At 72.6% G+C, this 16,099-nt stretch carries 12 protein-coding genes and 1 pseudogene; 6 read left to right on the top strand and 7 right to left on the bottom strand.

Translation table 11 applies throughout. The annotated features are described in order from the left end of the window. Positions 1 to 170: 170 nt before the first annotated feature. Positions 171 to 1,202: an aspartate-semialdehyde dehydrogenase gene (locus tag QFZ64_RS12520; protein WP_307065099.1), complete on the bottom strand. Its 1,032-nt coding sequence runs from the start codon at positions 1,200 to 1,202 to the stop codon at positions 171 to 173. A gap of 239 nt (positions 1,203 to 1,441) precedes the next feature. Here QFZ64_RS12520 and QFZ64_RS12515 point away from each other — a divergent pair, with 239 nt between their 5' ends. Continuing rightward, complete coding sequence (locus QFZ64_RS12515; protein ID WP_307065097.1) at positions 1,442 to 2,278, top strand: alpha/beta fold hydrolase; 837 nt, start codon at positions 1,442 to 1,444, stop codon at positions 2,276 to 2,278. After that, positions 2,271 to 2,834 carry a TetR/AcrR family transcriptional regulator gene (locus QFZ64_RS12510; RefSeq protein WP_307065094.1) on the top strand — a complete coding sequence of 188 codons (564 nt, stop codon included), beginning with the start codon at positions 2,271 to 2,273 and terminating at the stop codon, positions 2,832 to 2,834. Before QFZ64_RS12515 ends, QFZ64_RS12510 begins: the two co-directional genes overlap by 8 nt. A 48-nt stretch (positions 2,835 to 2,882) precedes the next feature. Here the strand turns inward: QFZ64_RS12510 and QFZ64_RS12505 are convergent. Beyond that, positions 2,883 to 3,193, bottom strand: a pseudogene (locus tag QFZ64_RS12505) (hypothetical protein); the annotation flags it as partial. 433 nt (positions 3,194 to 3,626) lie between these two features. Between QFZ64_RS12505 and QFZ64_RS12500 the strand changes: the two are divergent. Then, a complete protein-coding gene (locus tag QFZ64_RS12500) occupies positions 3,627 to 4,088 on the top strand; it encodes an NUDIX hydrolase (RefSeq protein WP_307065092.1) in 462 nt (153 codons plus the stop codon). 963 nt (positions 4,089 to 5,051) lie between these two features. Beyond that, on the top strand, positions 5,052 to 6,812 hold the full coding sequence (locus QFZ64_RS12495; protein WP_307065090.1) for a TIGR03767 family metallophosphoesterase: 1,761 nt from the start codon (positions 5,052 to 5,054) through the stop codon (positions 6,810 to 6,812). 5 nt (positions 6,813 to 6,817) lie between these two features. On the opposite strand, the gene QFZ64_RS12490 is transcribed toward QFZ64_RS12495, so the two are convergent. Together QFZ64_RS12490 and pepN are read right to left on the bottom strand one after the other, a co-directional pair. Beyond that, positions 6,818 to 7,927 carry a hypothetical protein gene (locus QFZ64_RS12490; RefSeq protein WP_307065082.1) on the bottom strand — a complete coding sequence of 370 codons (1,110 nt, stop codon included), beginning with the start codon at positions 7,925 to 7,927 and terminating at the stop codon, positions 6,818 to 6,820. Positions 7,928 to 8,398: 471 nt separating this feature from the next. Then, positions 8,399 to 10,975, bottom strand: coding sequence for an aminopeptidase N (gene pepN / locus QFZ64_RS12485; protein WP_307065081.1), 2,577 nt, complete (start codon positions 10,973 to 10,975; stop codon positions 8,399 to 8,401). A 236-nt stretch (positions 10,976 to 11,211) separates the two neighbouring features. Here pepN and QFZ64_RS12480 point away from each other — a divergent pair, with 236 nt between their 5' ends. Continuing rightward, positions 11,212 to 12,006 (top strand): disulfide bond formation protein DsbA, encoded by a 795-nt coding sequence (locus QFZ64_RS12480; protein ID WP_373430594.1) that lies wholly within the window; start codon positions 11,212 to 11,214, stop codon positions 12,004 to 12,006. 97 nt (positions 12,007 to 12,103) lie between these two features. Here the strand turns inward: QFZ64_RS12480 and QFZ64_RS12475 are convergent, their stop codons facing one another. Both QFZ64_RS12475 and QFZ64_RS12470 read right to left on the bottom strand, forming a co-directional pair. Then, the gene (locus tag QFZ64_RS12475) at positions 12,104 to 12,328 is read right to left on the bottom strand and encodes a hypothetical protein (RefSeq protein WP_307065080.1); all 225 of its coding nucleotides are present in this window, start codon (positions 12,326 to 12,328) and stop codon (positions 12,104 to 12,106) included. Between the two features lie 224 nt (positions 12,329 to 12,552). Continuing rightward, positions 12,553 to 13,194 carry a superoxide dismutase gene (locus QFZ64_RS12470; RefSeq protein WP_307065078.1) on the bottom strand — a complete coding sequence of 214 codons (642 nt, stop codon included), beginning with the start codon at positions 13,192 to 13,194 and terminating at the stop codon, positions 12,553 to 12,555. 357 nt (positions 13,195 to 13,551) lie between these two features. Here QFZ64_RS12470 and QFZ64_RS12465 point away from each other — a divergent pair, with 357 nt between their 5' ends. Next, positions 13,552 to 14,130 (top strand): biotin transporter BioY, encoded by a 579-nt coding sequence (locus QFZ64_RS12465; RefSeq protein ID WP_307065077.1) that lies wholly within the window; start codon positions 13,552 to 13,554, stop codon positions 14,128 to 14,130. 213 nt (positions 14,131 to 14,343) lie between these two features. Here QFZ64_RS12465 and QFZ64_RS12460 read toward each other — a convergent pair whose 3' ends face one another. Next, on the bottom strand, positions 14,344 to 15,798 hold the full coding sequence (locus QFZ64_RS12460; protein ID WP_307065076.1) for an amino acid permease: 1,455 nt from the start codon (positions 15,796 to 15,798) through the stop codon (positions 14,344 to 14,346). Positions 15,799 to 16,099: the final 301 nt, after the last annotated feature.

Raw genomic sequence — 16,099 nt, 5'->3', positions numbered from 1 at the left:
GGAAAGCCCTGCCGTGATCGCGGCCGACGAGGGGAAACCCCTCCCGGCCACCCCGGACGGTACGGGCGAGCCGCATGACGGAGCGGGCGGCACGAGGACGGGGCCCCGTCCGCCCTGCGGCGGCGGGACCCCGGTCATCCGTCGGGCCGGACGGCCCGGCTGCTGAACCTCTACCGCTGCGCGGCCTTCTCGTTCAGCTCCGCCGCGACCAGTTCCGCGATCTGCACGGCGTTCAGCGCCGCGCCCTTGCGGAGGTTGTCGTTGGAGATGAAGAGGGCCAGCCCGTTGTCCACCGTCTCGTCCGCACGGATGCGGCCCACGTAGGAGGGGTCCTGGCCGGCGGCCTGCAGCGGGGTGGGGATGTCGGAGAGGGCCACGCCGGGGGCGCCGCCCAGCAGCTCGGTGGCGCGCTCGGCGCTGACGGGGCGGGCGAAGCGGGCGTTGACCTGGAGGGAGTGGCCGGAGAAGACCGGCACGCGCACACAGGTGCCGGAGACCTTGAGGTCCGGGATCTCCAGGATCTTGCGGGACTCGTTGCGGAGCTTCTGCTCCTCGTCGGTCTCGTTCAGGCCGTCGTCGACCAGGTTGCCGGCGAAGGGCAGCACGTTGAAGGCGATGGGGCGCTTGTAGACGTTCGGCTCGGGGAAGTCCACGGCCGAGCCGTCGTGCGTCAGCCTGTCGGCCTCCGCGACCACCTTCTGTGCCTGCCCGTGCAGCTCGGCGACGCCCGCGAGACCGGAACCGGACACCGCCTGGTAGGTGGCGACGACCAGCGCCTGAAGCCCCGCCTCCTCGTGCAGCGGCTTGAGGACGGGCATCGCGGCCATCGTGGTGCAGTTCGGGTTGGCGATGATCCCCTTGGGGCGGTTCAGCGCCGCGTGCGGGTTCACCTCGGAGACCACCAGGGGTACGTCCGGGTCGCGGCGCCACGCCGAGGAGTTGTCGATCACGACGGCGCCCTGGGAGGCGACCTTCTCGGCCAGCGCCTTGGAGGTGGCGCCGCCCGCGGAGAACAGCACGATGTCCAGGCCGGTGTAGTCGGCCTGCGCGGCGTCCTCCACCGTGATGCCGTCGACGACCGAGCCGGCCGAGCGGGCCGAGGCGAACAGCCGCAGCTCGGTGACCGGGAAGTCGCGCTCCACCAGGATCCTGCGCATGACCGTGCCGACCTGTCCGGTGGCTCCGACGATTCCGACCCTCACGGTGTCTCCCTGCTTCTCGGCGGTACGCGACGTTGTTCGGCGTTGGTCCCATCATGCGGTGGTGCCCGGGCCGCGTGTCCAATCCTTTGCCGTCCCGCTCGGGGAGTGGGACGCGGCCGCCCGCTCCTCGGGCGTGGCGACCCTGCCGATCGCCCGGCGCGGGACGGGCGATTGACAGGTTTGGTTAATGGCATTAGCTTTTAGTTAATCGCATTAGCCAAACGCCTGGAGGACGGGTCATGACCGAGTTTCTCGCCGTGGAAGGTGGAACCCTCGCCTACGAGGTGGCGGGGCAGGGCCCCCTCGTCGTGCTGGCGCACGGGGTGGGGGACAGCCGGCACGCGTACCGGGCCCTGGCCCCCCGGCTCGTGGCCGCCGGGTACCGCGTCGCCGCCGTCGACCTGCGCGGGTGCGGCGAGTCCAGCACCGGCTGGGCCTCCTGGAGCCGCACCGACGTCGCCGGCGACCTGCTCGCCCTCGTCCGGCACCTCGGCGGGCCCGCCGTGCTCGTCGGGCACTCCTTCTCCGGCGGTGCCGCCACCATCGCCGCCGCGCGGGAGCCCGAGCTGATCGACGCCGTCGTCGAACTGGCGCCGTTCACCCGCAAGCAGTCGGTGAGGCTCGGCGACTTCAGGGTGAGGCGGTTCCGGAAGGGCAGCCTGCGGCTGATCGGCGCCGGACTGTTCGGCAGCCTGCGGCTGTGGCGCGCGTACCTGGAGGTGGCCTACCCCGGCGTCCGGCCGGCCGACTGGGCGGAGCGGATCGCCCGGATCGAGGCGATGATGCGCGAGCCGGGCCGGATGAAGGCCCTGCGGGGCATGGGCCGCAGCACCCCCACCGACGCCGGGGAGCAGCTCGGCAACGTGCGCTGCCCGGTGCTGGTCGTCGAGGGCACCCTCGACCCGGACTGGGCCGACCCGCACGCCGAGGGCGAGGCGATCGTCGCGGCGCTGCCGGACGGGCTGGGCCGGCTGGAGATGATCGAGGGCGCCGGACACTACGCGCACGACCAGTACCCCGAGCGGGTGGCAGCGCTCCTGCTGCCCTTCCTCCGCGCGGAGGCCGCCCGTGCCTAGGGCGGGACTCGACACGGCGGCAGTCGTCGCGGCGGGCGCCGCACTCGCCGACGAGGTCGGCGCGGGCCGCCTCACGATGGGCCTGCTGGCCGAACGGCTGGGCGTGCGCACGCCTTCCCTGTACAAGCACGTGACCGGGCAGGAGGACCTCAACCGGCGCATCGCCGCCCTCGCGCTGAGCGAGGCCGGCGCCGCGGTCGGCGCCGCGATCCAGGGGTACGCCGGCCGGGACGCCCTGGCCGCGGCGGCCCGCGCCTTCCGCACCTATGTCCTCGACCACCCCGGCCGGTACGCCGCGACGATCGGCATGGAACCCACCGGCCCCGACGACCCGCTGACCGCCGGCGGCCGACGGCTGCTCGACGCGCTGATCGCCGTGCTGCGCGGCTACGACCTGGCCGAGTCCGACGACACCCACGCCCTGCGGATGCTGCGCAGCCTGTTCCACGGCTTCGCCACCCTGCAGGCGGCGGGCGGCTTCCGGTGGAGCACCGACCTCGACGAGAGCTTCGAGTGGCTCGTCGACTTCGTCGACCGGGGCCTGCGCGCCCCGTGAACGGGCGGGGAACGGGGGAAGACCTCCGTGTCCCACCGCGTGGTGCGGTTACGGCGCCACCTTCCCGATGCTCACGTTGCCGGTCCCGGCCACCGTGCCCCGGGCGTTGACCAACTGCACCCGGCCGAAGAACTCCCGGCCCTCGGGCGCCGCGGCCGCCACCGTGACCTGCGCGTCCACCGTCACCGACGCGCCCGTGCCGAGGAGTCCACCGTCACCGTGCCGAGCGAGGACGAGAACACGTCCCGGTAGTCGTACTCGGTGGTCCCGTCCGGCGCCGAGTAGCCGACGACCTCGACCGTGTACGTCCCGGCGGCCGGCTCCGCCACCGGCACCGACTCCTCCGAGTCGCCGACCGCCTCGGCCCGGCCGGAAGGTCGGCGACGTCCGAACCGAGCTTGGCGGGACCGGACTTGACGGGGGCGGCCCCGACCGGGTCGGACGCGGCGGTGGAGGTGCGGCCCGCCGCGACGGCCAGAGGTATCGGCCCGGTCGCGGAGAACGCGGCCACCAGGCCGGCGGCCACGGCGACGCGGACCGCGCGTCTTCTCGCGGCCGATGTGTATGGGGACGCGCTGAGGGGCGGAGGTCATCAGCATCCCTTGTAGGCCAACCGAACCGAAGTGGGCCGCTCAGCTCTACCCGAGCGGGGGTTGTTTGGGGAGTGTCGACCGAGAGGTGACCCGTGCATGGCGTACTTCCGCCATACGCCATCGGGGAGCTAGCGGGCAAAGCGGGTGGTTCCGTTCGGGTGGCGGTGGGCTTTCGGCCGTGGGGTCCTACCGTCGTCGCATGCGGAGGAACGTGAGGGTGGCGGCGTACGCCGTGTGTGTCCGGGACGGGCGGATCCTGCTGGCGCGGTGGACCGGAGCGGGCGGGCCCCGCCGGTGGACGCTGCCGGGCGGAGGAATGGAGCACGGGGAGGACCCGTACGGGACGGTGGTGCGGGAGGTGGAGGAGGAGACGGGGTACCAGGTGGAGCCGGTGGCCTTGCTGGGGGTGGAGTCGGCGCGGCGGGTGATCCCACGGCGGGGCTGGCGGCGGTCCGCGGTCGACCACCAGGCGGTGCGGGTGATGTACGAGGTGCGCATCACCGGCGGTGAGCTGCGGTCGGAGGTCGACGGGTCGACGGACCTGGCGGCGTGGCACAAGCTGTCGTCAGTGGGCTTGTTGACCCGTGTCCCTTACGTGGACACGGCTCTGCGCCTCTGGCGCGACCGCCCTCCGACGGGCCGAGCGATGGGTTCACCGTAAGGATTCCTCGCCCCCGCCTTCCCTACCCGACCCATTTCGCAGACCGTACGGCAGACACAGCACAACGCTCCAACTGCGACTCTCACTTGCGCAGTTGGAGCGTTGCTTCGTCCCGGGAGACCTCTACGCTCCGTGATCCGTGTGGAAGACCGTGGCTGCCGACGCATCATCGTTGATCCCGCCGGCCCTTGACCGACTGCGTGAAAGCCACAGGTCGGCCCGGAGGAAGTTCCGAGCCTGCTGGAGTGGCTGGCCGAAGTGGCGGACCGACTAGGGTGCGCCACCGCCTGGCCGTCGTACTCGCACCCACCGCGTGTGCGGTGCTGGCGGAGCGACCTCACTGCTGGCGGTGGGCGTGGTCGGAAGCTGGCTCGCGGACCGCCAGCCGAAGACGACCGGGGCCACCGCGTTGCGCGGTCTGGCCGTGGACGGCAACCAGAAGAAGCTCCGCACATATCCCAACTCGCGCGGCTCGTCCGCGACCACTGGAAGATCGAGGCCCTGCACCACGTCCGTGACAGCAACCTTCGCCGAGGACGCCCCACAAGTACGGACCGGCAAACGCGCCCCACGCCCGATGGCCACCCGGCACACCGTGCCAGTGGAGCCCTCCGAACAGCTGGAGCCAACAACATCGCGGCCACTTTCCGGCACAACGCCCGCGATCCCCGTCGTACCCTCGCACTCCTCAGCCTCAACTGATCACACACCGAACGTCACGCGACTATGCCGAAAACCTGCGCCCCAGACCCCCGGCGGCACCCCTCCCTCAAGGGGCGGAGCCCCTTGAGGGAGGGGAAGGGCAGGAGCGGCGAGGGCGAAAAAACTCCTGAGGGCGCCGCAACGTTGCCGTGCCGTTCACGCCGTCGCCACCCCCGGTGCCAAGCATCCCGGTGAGCGGAAGGTTCGCGCAGGCGAACCCCGCGCCACCGTCGATGCGTTCGCCCCCGGGGAGATCCCGCCATGCCGCGCCAGCGCTCAGCCACCGCACCCCCCGCCCCCGCCGCATTCGCCCCCACCCGTCGCACCCTCCTCGCCACCGCCGCCGCGGCCACCACCTCCGTCGGCATCGGCCTCGCCCTGCGGCCCGACAGGGCGGCCGCCGGAGCCGCCGAACCGTGGCCCGCCGCGCACGGCCGCCCGGCAGCCGCCCCACCCCTCGCCCCCTACACCCGCGGCACCACCCTGGCCACCGTCGCCACTCCCGTCGGCAGCAACACCGGCTACCGCCGCCTCGGCGACGGCCCCGCCTGGCCCCGCGTCGTCCGCACCGACCTCGCCGCCCCCGCCTCCGGCCGGGCGGCCCGGCGTACGACGCTCGCGGCGTTCGTCCAGTTCACCGACCTGCACCTGGTCGACGTCCAGCACCCCCTGCGCTACGAGTACCTGCGCGCCCAGACCTCCAGCGCCTGGCGCCCGCAGGAGGCCCTGTCCGTGGCCGGCGCCGCCTCCCTCGTCGAACGCGTCAACGCGTTGCGCGGCGCCCCCGCCACCGGCTCGCCGCTGCACTTCGTGATGACGACCGGCGACAACTGCGACAACAACTCCCGCACGGAACTGGACTGGTTCCTGAAGGTGATGAGCGGCGGCCGTGTCACCCCCAACTCCGGTGACCCCCGCCACTACGAGGGCGTCCAGAACAGCGGTCTGAAGCTGTACTGGCAGCCGGACGCCGCCCTGCGCGACATCGACAAGCAGCACGGCTTCCCCCGCCTCGACGGCTTCCTCGCCGCCGCGATCGCCGAGGTCAACAGCCCCGGCCTGAACCTCCCGTGGTACTCCACCGTCGGCAATCACGACGCCCTGCCCGGCGGCTGCTATGCCCCGGGCGACTCCTGGTTCGCCGAGTTCGCCGTCGGCGGACGCAAACTGATGAGCCTGGACGAGCACGCGGGCAAGGCCGTCTGGGACAACGTGCGGCACGGCGGCGACCCCACCGGCGCCGCCTTCCGCGACCTGCTGAGGTCCCAGGCACGCCACATGCGCGCGGTCACCGCCGACGAGGCACGCGCCCCCTTCACCCCCGCCGAGTACCTCAAGGCCCACCTGGACCCGGCGCACACCGGCCCCGGCCCCGTCGGCCACGGCTACACGCAGGCCAACGTCGACGCCGGCACCCAGTACTACGCCTTCCGCATCGGCGACGACGTCCTCGGCGTCAGCCTCGACACCACCGACCCCGGCGGCCACTACGAGGGCTCGATCGGCACGGCCCAACTGCGCTGGCTGGAGCGGACGCTGAGCGAGAACCGGGACTCCCACGTCCTCGTCTTCAGCCACCACACCAGCAAGACCATGCGCAACCTGCGCACCGACCCCGGCCGCCCGGACGAGAAGCGGCACGGCGGCGACGAGCTGGTCGCCGCGCTCGGCCGCCACCCCAACGTACTGGCCTGGATCAACGGCCACAGCCACAAGAACGACATCACCCCGCACCGCTTCTCCGGCAACGGCTCCTTCTGGGAGGTCTCCACCGCCTCCCACGTCGACTTCCCCCAGCTCGCCAGGGTGATCGAGGTGGCCGACAACAAGGACGGCACGCTCAGCCTGTTCACCACGCTCGTCGAGTCCGCCGCCCCGCACCGAACGGACTTCGCCGACCTCACCCAGACCGGCCTCGCCGCCCTCTACCGCGAACTCGCCTTCAACGCCCCCGGCTCCCGCGCGACCCTGTCGGGCGGCGCCCGGGACCGCAACACGGAACTCGTCCTGAAGAAGGCGTAGCGCGCTCACCTGGGCAGCACCACGATGTACGCGGGCGGCTTCCGGTCCGCCGCGGCCATCAGTGCCGTGCGGACCACCGTCGCCTGCTGCTCCATCGCGTCCCGCAGCTTCTTCGGCGTGAGGTGGACGACGGTGACGCCGAGCCGCTCCAGGTCCTCCCGCTTGCGGGCGTGCGCCGACCACGCGGCGTCCTCGTGCGGGCGGGCGACGCCCGGTGAACCGCCGTGGCGCGGGGCGCGGGTGTCCAGCTCCACGGCGACCGCGGCGTGCGGCCAGTAGGCGTCCACGCCGCCCAGGTGCGGGCCGCCGGGCAGGCGCAGGTCCACGTTCCACACCGGGTCCGGCAGCCCGTACTCCTCGACCATCCGGTACAGCCGCTCCTCGGCGAGGGTCCGGCCCTCGGCGAGGAGCGCGTCCACGGCGTCCACCACGTGCGGCCGGTTCAGCAGCCGTGCCTGCGTCAACTCCCGGACGGCGGCGGCCGGTTCGCAGTGGCCGCCGCGGACTGCCTCGGTCAGCAGCCGGATCACGGTGGTGGCGTCCGACAGGTGCGCCACCGCGTCGGCCAGGGCGCGCGGCACCGGGGCGACGGGGACGCCGGTGACCCGCTCGGCGATCGGCAGCACGGAGGTGCGCAGGATCCGCGCGCACCCCACGCTGCGCAGCCGGCGGGTGCGGGGGACCAGGACGTCGATGCGGTCCAGGGACGGCAGCGGCGGGGAGGCGGTGAAACCGTGCAGGGTGAGCGCGGCGAGCCCGGTGACCATCGCCTCGGCCTCCGGCACCGGGCGCGGGCCGGGGCCCGACTCCTGGGCCTCGTCCGAGCCCGGTTGCGGCGGAATGCCGGGGGCGGCCCGGCCGGCACCGTCGGCGGCCCGCGCGCGGTGGGCGTAGAGCAGTACCGCGTGCAGCCGCTCCTCCGAGGTGGGCGGGCCGGGGTGCAACAGGACGACCCCCGGCAGCAGTTGCTGCCAGGGGCCGCCGGGCCGGCACCGCCCGTCGGTCTCGGCGGCCCCGACGCCGTGGGCGCGGAGCTGGGCGGCGGACAGCACGCGCGGGCGGGTGTCGCAGAGGTGCTGGAGCGGGCGGGGGGAGAGGGGGGTGTTGTGCGTCATGCGGGGGAGTTTCCCGGGCCGGATCGCCCTGCCAACCGCTGTTACGCGTCCGTCGACGAACCAGGACAAGCAGGCCCTGGCGGACAGCTGTTCGGCCCCTGAAGAGGCTGGTCCGACCGGGCGGCCCCCCGGGTTACGGCCCAGGCGTCAGGGTTGCGTAACACCCACTGGTCCACGACGGGTTGACGCCCTCCCGCGCGGCGGCCGGCCCGCGCTCGGCCGGCGCCTCCGCTCGGCCGGCGGCCTTAGTCCGGGCGACAGATCTCATGTTCGGGTGGCGGCCCCCGCCTCTCGGCCGACGGCCCCGGACTCGGGCGGCGGTCCTCACCTCTGGGCCCGAGGCCCCCGTCTCTCGGCCGGAGGTACCCACCGCTCGCGCGGCGGGCCGCCCCAGGCCGCGCGGCCCGGGGCGGCCGCGTCGGTCGGGGCGGATGAGGCGGCCGGGGGCGCCGGGGTGGCTCCGCCCCCCGGTCAGCCGGCGGCGGCCGCGTCGCAGGACTGGCCGCGCAGGCCGCGCGCCAGGTCGTCCCGCGCCTCCAGGACCAGGCGGCGCAGCGCCGGGGCGGCGTCCTCGTGGGCGGACAGCCACGCGTCTGTCGCCGTCAGCGTCTCCTCCGACGCCTGGAGCGAGGGGTACAGTCCGCGGACCACGTCCATGCCGATCTGGATCGACCGCTCGGCCCACACCCGCTCGATCACCTCGAAGTACCGCTCGGCGTACGGCGCGAGCAGTTCCCGCTGGGACGGCTGCGCGAACCCCGCGATCGTCGCCTCCACCAGCGCGTTGGACAGCGTCTCCGACTCCACCACCTGCTCCCACGCCCGCGCCTTGACCCCGGCCGAGGGCCGCGCCGCCAGGCACCGCACCTCGTGCCGCTTGCCGGACGCGGTGTCGTCGCGGGCGAGCTCCGCCGCGAGTACCGCCTCGTCCACGGCGCCGTGCGCGGTGAGCGGCTCCAGGAACGCCCAGCGCAGCTCCTGGTCCACCTCCAGGCCGTCGATCTTCTCCGTGCCGTCGAGCAGCCCGCGCAGCACGGCGCAGTCCGCCTCCCCGGCGGCGGCCGCCGCGAAGAACCGCGCCCAGGTGAGCTGGTGCTGACTGCCCGGCTCCGCCGCCCGCAGCTCGCGCAGCGCACCCTCGGACAGCAGTCGGGCGCCCGTCTCCCGCCATTCGGGCGCGGCGTAGTGCGTCAGCGCGGACTCGGCCCACGCGTGCAGCATCTGCAGCACGCCGATGTCGGACTCTCGGCCCGCGAACCGCAGCACCAGGTCGACGAAGTCCCGTGCGGGCAGCAGCGCGTCCCGCGTCAGGTTCCACAGCGCCGACCAGCACAGCGCCCGAGCGAGGGGGTCGGTGAGGTCGCCGAGGCGGCCGCGCAGCGTGGCCAGCGAGGTCTCGTCGAAGCGGATCTTGCAGTACGTCAGGTCGTCGTCGTTGACCAGCACCAGGTCCGGTGCCTGGGCGCCCGCCAGCTCGGCGACGACCGTGCGCGGCCCGGCGACGTCCGCCTCGGCGCGCGCGTACCGCACGAGCGCCCCGTCCTCGTCGCGGTACAGGCCCACCGCCACCCGGTGCGGGCGGATCGTCGGATGCGACTCGGCGGCCTCCTGCACCACCGCCACCTCCTCCACGCGCCCGTCGGTGCTCAACAGCACCTGCGGGGTCAGGGAGTTGACGCCGGCCGTCTCCAGCCAGGCGCGCGACCACTCGGCCATGTCCCGCCCGCTGGTCTCCTCCAGCACCGCCAGCAGGTCACCGAGCCGGGTGTTGCCGTACGCGTGCCGCTTGAAGTAGCGACGGGCGCCCTCCAGGAAGGCGTCCTGGCCCACGTAGGCGACGAGCTGCTTGAGCACGGAGGCGCCCTTGGCGTACGTGATGCCGTCGAAGTTGAGCTTGGCGTCCTCCAGGTCGCGGATGTCCGCCGTGATCGGGTGGGTGGAGGGGAGCTGGTCGGCGCGGTACGCCCACGCCTTGCGGCGGTTGGCGAACGTGATCCAGGCGTCCTTGAAGCGGGTCGCGCCCACGTTGGCGAACGCGCCCATGAAGTCGGCGAAGGACTCCTTCAGCCACAGGTCGTCCCACCACTCCATGGTCACGAGGTCGCCGAACCACATGTGCGCCATCTCGTGCAGGATCGTGTTGGCGCGGGCCTCGTACGAGGCCCGGGTCACCTTCCCGCGAAAGATGTACTCCTCGCGGAAGGTCACCAGACCCGGGTTCTCCATCGCCCCCAGGTTGTACTCGGGCACGAACGCCTGGTCGTACTTGCCGAACGGGTACGGGTGGTCGAAGCGGTCGTGGAAGAAGTCCAGGCCCTGCTTGGTGACGAGGAAGACGTCGTCCGCGTCGAAGTGCTTGGCGAGGCCCTTGCGGCACAGCGCGCCGAGCGGGATCTCCAGACGGGTGCCGTCCTCGAACGTCCGCTCGTAATGGTCCGTCACGTAGTGGTACGGGCCCGCGACGACGCAGGTGATGTACGTCGAGATCGGCTTCGTCTCGGCGAAGCGCCACACCTCGTCCCGCAGGTCCCCGACGCCGTTGCTCCACACCGTCCAGCCCTCCGGTGCTTCCACCTCGAAGCGGAACGGGGCCTTCAGGTCCGGCTGTTCGAAGTTGGCGAAGACACGGCGGGAGTCGGCGGGCTCGTACTGCGTGTAGAGGTAGACCTCGCCGTCCTCCGGGTCGACGAAGCGGTGCATGCCCTCGCCGGTGTGGGAGTAGGCGCACCGCGCGTCCACCACCAGCTCGTTCTCCGCGGCCAGGTCCTCCAGCCGGATCCGGGTGCCGTCGAAGACCTCGCCGGGGTCCAGGTCGCGCCCGTTGAGGGAGAGCGCGGTGACGGCCGGGGCGATGAGGTCCGCGAAGCTCGTGGCGCCCGGCTCGGCACAGCGGAAACGGATCGTGGTGACCGAACGGAACGTGCGCGGCCCGTCGGCGGGGGCGTCGCCCACCGCCGAGCGCAGGTCGAGCGACACGTCGTACCCGTCGACGGACAGCAGGGCGGCCCGCTCCCGGGCCTCGTCGCGGGACAGGTTCTCACCGGGCACGGGCGGCACTCCCTCGGGTGTGGCGTGACATGGTCCGGCGGTCCGTCTCGGATGCCGGACACACGAGTACAGGAGCGATCCTGCCATGCGCCCCTGACATCGGACACGGGGGAATGTCCGGTACGGCCTGTCATGTTGCGGGAAAGTAGACCGTCGAGATCCCCACCGGGCCGCCACGGCCCGTTCGGCACCCCGGGTACGGCGTCCGGCCGTACGACCGCTCTTCGAGGAGACCCATGTCCGAGAAGCACGAAACGCACGAGGCCATTGACACGAGTCAGGCGCCTGGGACAGGAGCGACCACTGCGACGGCCGGGACGGCCGGGACGCCAGGGACGGCAGGGGCGGCCGTGACTGCCCCGGGTGCCGCGACGGTCGCCGGTGGCCCGTCGGGCAGGACTCCGGTCGACTTCTGGTTCGACCCCCTGTGCCCCTGGGCCTGGATGACCTCCCGCTGGGTCCTGGAGGTCGAGAAGGTCCGTGACATCGAGATCCGCTGGCACATCATGAGCCTGGCGGTGCTCAACGAGAACAAGCTCGACACGCTGGGCGACGGCTACCGCGAGCTGATGACCACCCGCGCCTGGCTGCCGGTCCGCGTCGTCACCGCCGCCTGGCAGAAGCACGGCCCCGAGGTGCTCGGCCCGCTCTACACCGCGCTCGGCACCCGCATCCACAACCGCGGCGAGGGCACCACCCGCGAGGCGGTCGTCGGGGCGCTCGCCGACACCGGCCTCCCGGCCGAGCTGATCGACTACGCCGACCAGGAGGACTTCGAGTTCGAGGCGCAGCTGCGCGCCTCGCACAAGGAGGGCATCGACAAGGTCGGCCAGGAGGTGGGCACCCCGGTGATCGCGCTCCCCGGCCCGGACGGCGAGGAGATCGCCTTCTTCGGTCCGGTGGTCACCCCCGCCCCGAAGGGCGAGGAGGCCGCCCGCCTCTGGGACGGCACGCTCGCCGTCGCCTCGGTCTCCGGCTTCTACGAGATCAAGCGCACCCGCACCAAGGGTCCCGACTTCAGCAACCTCTGACGGGGGGGCGGTCGGGGCGCCGCACGGCGACGCGTCGGCGGGGGCGCCGTCGCCCGGGGAGGGCCGGGCCGCGACGGCACCCCCGCCGATGGTCCGCTCAGAGGCCCTCCGGCAGACTCGCCCCCGTCTTCCAGCGGTCCTTGCGCTGCACCCGCCGGCAGCTCCCGCGGGTGCAGCGCTGGTAGGCGGCCGGACGGAACGGCATCTCGTCCGGGAAGAGCGCGAGCACCACGGCCTCCGCGGGGCCGTACTCCTTCTCCTTCAGGTCCCGGAACCACTTCAGGTCACTCCCGGGACATGTCGGACAGCGCACCCACGCCATGGCGTCTCCCCCCAGTTCCGGGCGGTGCCGACGCGCCGCCTTCGGGGCAGCGTACGGTCGCGGGACGCCGCGCCAGGAGCCCGGAATCGGTCCGACCGGGGACGCGATCCGGCACCCACAGCGGGAAACCCCCCGGGAGTCACGTCCTCCCGGGGGGTTTCCTCCGTGCGCCTGCCCGGTGAACGGTGAGAAGACGATCACGAGCAGGCCGCTTCAGTGTGCCCTCAGGGCGCGAGCAGCAGAACATCCGTGCGCGACTTCGCCGCTGCGTGACGCCGGGCGACGTCCTGCCAGTTCACCACCCGCCACATCGCCTCCACGAAGTCGACCTTCTGGTTGCGGTACTGCAGGTAGAAGGCGTGCTCCCAGGCGTCGAAGACCAGAAGGGGCGTGGCGCCCTGGCCCACGTTGCCCTGGTGGTCGTAGACCTGCTCGACGATCAGCCGCCCGCTCAGCGGCTCGTACGCGAGGACGCCCCAGCCGGAGCCCTGGGTGGTGGCCGCCGCCTTCGAGAGCTGCGCCTTGAACGAGGCGAACGAGCCGAACGACTCGGTGATGGCGTCGGCCAGTTCGCCCACGCCGTCCGCCGCCAGTGGCTCCCCGCCGCCGTCGCCGGTCATGTTCCGCCAGTAGATGGAGTGAAGGATGTGGCCGGAGAGGTGAAAGGCCAGGTTCTTCTCCAGGCCGTTGATCGAACCCCACCGCTCCTTGTCCCGCGCCTCGGCGAGCTGCTCCAGCGTGTCGTTGGCGCCCTTGACGTACCCCGCGTGGTGCTTGTCGTGGTGCAGTTCGACGATCTCGGGGCTGATCACGGGCGCGAGGGCCGCGTAGTCGTACGGCAGGTCCGGCAGCGTGTAGACGGGCATGGCGGATCGATCCCCTCCGGCCTTTATTGCACATTAGTTGCAACTGCACGCTAGCAACAACAAGGCCCTGGTGTCAGGCGGGCGGAGGCGGCCGGGTGCGCCCGTCGGCCGGGCGGGTGGACGGTTGCGGCAGACGCCGTTGGCGGGTCCCTACAGTCCGCCGGCGTGCGCCCGGCACACCCGCATCGCCGTCGCCTCCGTGATCAGGGTCACGCCCGGCGAGGTGTGAGGCACCGTCTTTGTGCGGTGTCCATCAACGCCGTGTTCCCCGCTTTGTCGGACGGTGACGGTGTAGGGGCGGGCATCCACCGGATAGCGTCACGGTGTCCCGAACCGTCCTCACCCGCGGAGTCCCCCATGAGCACCGCCGTCCTCGCCCGCCCCGGTCACGTCCTCGCCGACCTGCTCCCCTCCACCCGTGCCCGGGACGTCGCCCTCGTGGCCGGCGGCGCCGTGCTCACCGGGCTCGCCGCCCAGCTCGCCGTGCCCGTCCCCGGCTCCCCGGTGCCGGTGACCGGGCAGACCTTCGCCGCGCTCCTGGTCGGCACCTCGCTCGGCGCCCGCCGCGGCTTCCTCTCCCTCGCGGTGTACGCGCTGGCCGGCGTCGTCGGCGTGCCGTGGTTCGCGGGCGGCGGCTCCGGCGCGGGCGCGCCCTCCTTCGGCTACGTCCTCGGCATGCTGCTCGCCGCCATGGCCGTCGGCGCGCTGGCCCGCCGCGGCGGCGACCGCTCGGCGCTGCGCACCGTCGGCACGATGCTGGTGGGCGAGGCGATCATCTACGCCGTCGGCGTGCCCTACCTGGCCCTGGCGACCGGCATGTCCGCCTCGGCCGCGCTCGCGGCCGGCCTCACCCCGTTCCTGATCGGCGACGCGCTCAAGGCCGCGCTGGCGATGGGCGCGCTGCCGACCGCCTGGCGGCTGGCCGGACGGCGCTGACCCGGAAGCCGCACGGGGGCTCGTGCGGCCGGCTCGCACGGCGAGTCGCAAAGCGGTCCCGTACGGCGGTCCCGTACGGCGGTCCCGTACGGCGGTCCCGTACGGCGGTCCCGTACGGCGGTCCCGTACGGCGGGTCCGTACGGCGGCGGATGACGACGGAGAGGGGCGGGAGCCGAGCACGGCTCCCGCCCCTCCCGCGTGTTCCGCGCCCGTCAGGCGTCCACGGCCTCGCGCCGCCCGCGCACTCGCTCCTTCACCACCGCGACGACCAGCACCACCGCCGCCACCAGCAGGGACAGCAGTACCGTCTCGCGCCCGTCGTGCTCGGTGTCGGTCAGCATGTAGCCGAGGACGAAGACGATCAGCGCGGCCGTCGCCCATGTCAGATACGGGTACAGCCACATCCGCACGACCAGCCGCTCCGGCGCCTCGCGCTGGATGATGCGCCGCATCCGCAGCTGGGAGAAGCAGATCACCAGCCACACGAACAGCGCGACCGCACCGGAGGAGTTGACGAGGAACAGGAAGACCGAGTCCGGGAACTCGTAGTTGAAGAACACCGCGACGAACCCGAAGAGCACCGAGGCGATGATCGCCGTGCGCGGCACGCCCCGATGTGTGGTCCGGGCGAACGCCTTCGGCGCGTCGCCCCGCTCGCCCAGCGAGAACGCCATGCGGGAGGCGGTGTAGAGGCCGGAGTTGAGGCAGGACAGCACCGAGGTCAGCACGACGACGTTCATGACCTGTCCGGCGTGCGCGATGCCGAGCGAGTCCAGGGCGGCGACGTAACTGCCGTCGTCGGTGATCGACTTGTCGTTCCACGGCAGCAGGCAGATGACGACGAAGATCGAGCCCAGGTAGAACACGGCGATCCGCCAGATGATGCTGTTGGTCGCCTTGGTCACCGCCCGCTGCGGGTCCTCGGACTCGCCGGCGGCCAGGGTCGGGATCTCGCTGCCCATGAAGGAGAAGACGACCAGCAGCACACCGGTGAGGATCGCGCCGGGCCCGTGCGGCAGGAAGCCGCCGTGTTCGCTGAGGTTGCCGAGCCCCGCCCGGTCGCTGTGGACGCCGGGCAGCACCCCGAAGACGGCCAGCCCGCCGACGATGATGAAGATCGTGATCGCGACGACCTTGATCCCGGCGAACCAGAACTCGAACTCGCCGTAGGAGCCGACCGAGGCCAGGTTGGTCGCGGTGAGGACCAGCATGACGATCAGGGCCCAGCCCCACTGTGGGACCGCCGGGACCCAGCCCGCCAGGATCGTCGCCCCCGCGGTCGCCTCGACCGCCAGCACGACCACCCAGAAGAACCAGTACAGCCAGCCGATGGAGAACCCGGCCCAGCGGCCGAGCGCCCGGTCGGCGTGGGCCGAGAACGAACCCGAGGTCGGGTTGGCGGCGGACATCTCGCCGAGCATCCGCATCACCAGCACCACGAGGACGCCGACGAGCGCGTACGACAGCAGGATGCCGGGCCCGGTCGTGGCGATGCCGGTACCGGAGCCGACGAAGAGACCGGCGCCGATCACGCCGCCGATCGCGATCATCGTGAGGTGGCGGTTCTTGAGTCCCGCCTGGAGTCCGGTGCCGGTACCGGAGCCGGAATCGGGTCCGCCTGGTTCGGGACCGCTTCCGGGTGTCGCCAGGGTCGGCTGCGAGGTCATGCGCGTCTTCCTTTGCGCCGGGGCCGGGGGTGAGGGGCCGGGGAATAGGGCTGTCGTCTTCCCCCGCGGCGCGGGGATCATCCCGCGCTTCACGAGGGGTGCACGAAGGCCGCACGGCCGGAACACGTACGAGGTGTGCGACGAGTGGCCCGCCGTGCGAGCGGTGCACGAGCCGGAACAGTGAATCCCAGGGCAGTGCCCTACGGAACCTCTGTTTTGCACATTTTACAAGCGCCTTACCTGTACTTCCGTGGTGTGCCTCACAGTTTACGTGGGCGGTACCCGGCAGGCCGGGGCGCGT

The sequence above is a fragment of the Streptomyces sp. B3I8 genome (assembly GCF_030816915.1).
Classification (GTDB): domain Bacteria; phylum Actinomycetota; class Actinomycetes; order Streptomycetales; family Streptomycetaceae; genus Streptomyces.
The sequence above is the reverse complement of the archived record's forward strand: the minus strand, read 5'-3'. Positions and strand labels throughout refer to the sequence as shown.

Coding starts and splice junctions, on each gene's coding strand:
- QFZ64_RS12460 (WP_307065076.1), bottom strand. CDS start 15,798: ATGACCTCGCAGCCGACCCTGGCGACACCCGGAAGCGGTCCCGAACCA.
- QFZ64_RS12500 (WP_307065092.1), top strand. CDS start 3,627: ATGCGGAGGAACGTGAGGGTGGCGGCGTACGCCGTGTGTGTCCGGGAC.
- QFZ64_RS12495 (WP_307065090.1), top strand. CDS start 5,052: ATGCCGCGCCAGCGCTCAGCCACCGCACCCCCCGCCCCCGCCGCATTC.
- QFZ64_RS12465 (WP_307065077.1), top strand. CDS start 13,552: ATGAGCACCGCCGTCCTCGCCCGCCCCGGTCACGTCCTCGCCGACCTG.
- QFZ64_RS12480 (WP_373430594.1), top strand. CDS start 11,212: ATGTCCGAGAAGCACGAAACGCACGAGGCCATTGACACGAGTCAGGCG.
- QFZ64_RS12475 (WP_307065080.1), bottom strand. CDS start 12,328: ATGGCGTGGGTGCGCTGTCCGACATGTCCCGGGAGTGACCTGAAGTGG.
- QFZ64_RS12490 (WP_307065082.1), bottom strand. CDS start 7,927: ATGACGCACAACACCCCCCTCTCCCCCCGCCCGCTCCAGCACCTCTGC.
- QFZ64_RS12470 (WP_307065078.1), bottom strand. CDS start 13,194: ATGCCCGTCTACACGCTGCCGGACCTGCCGTACGACTACGCGGCCCTC.
- QFZ64_RS12515 (WP_307065097.1), top strand. CDS start 1,442: ATGACCGAGTTTCTCGCCGTGGAAGGTGGAACCCTCGCCTACGAGGTG.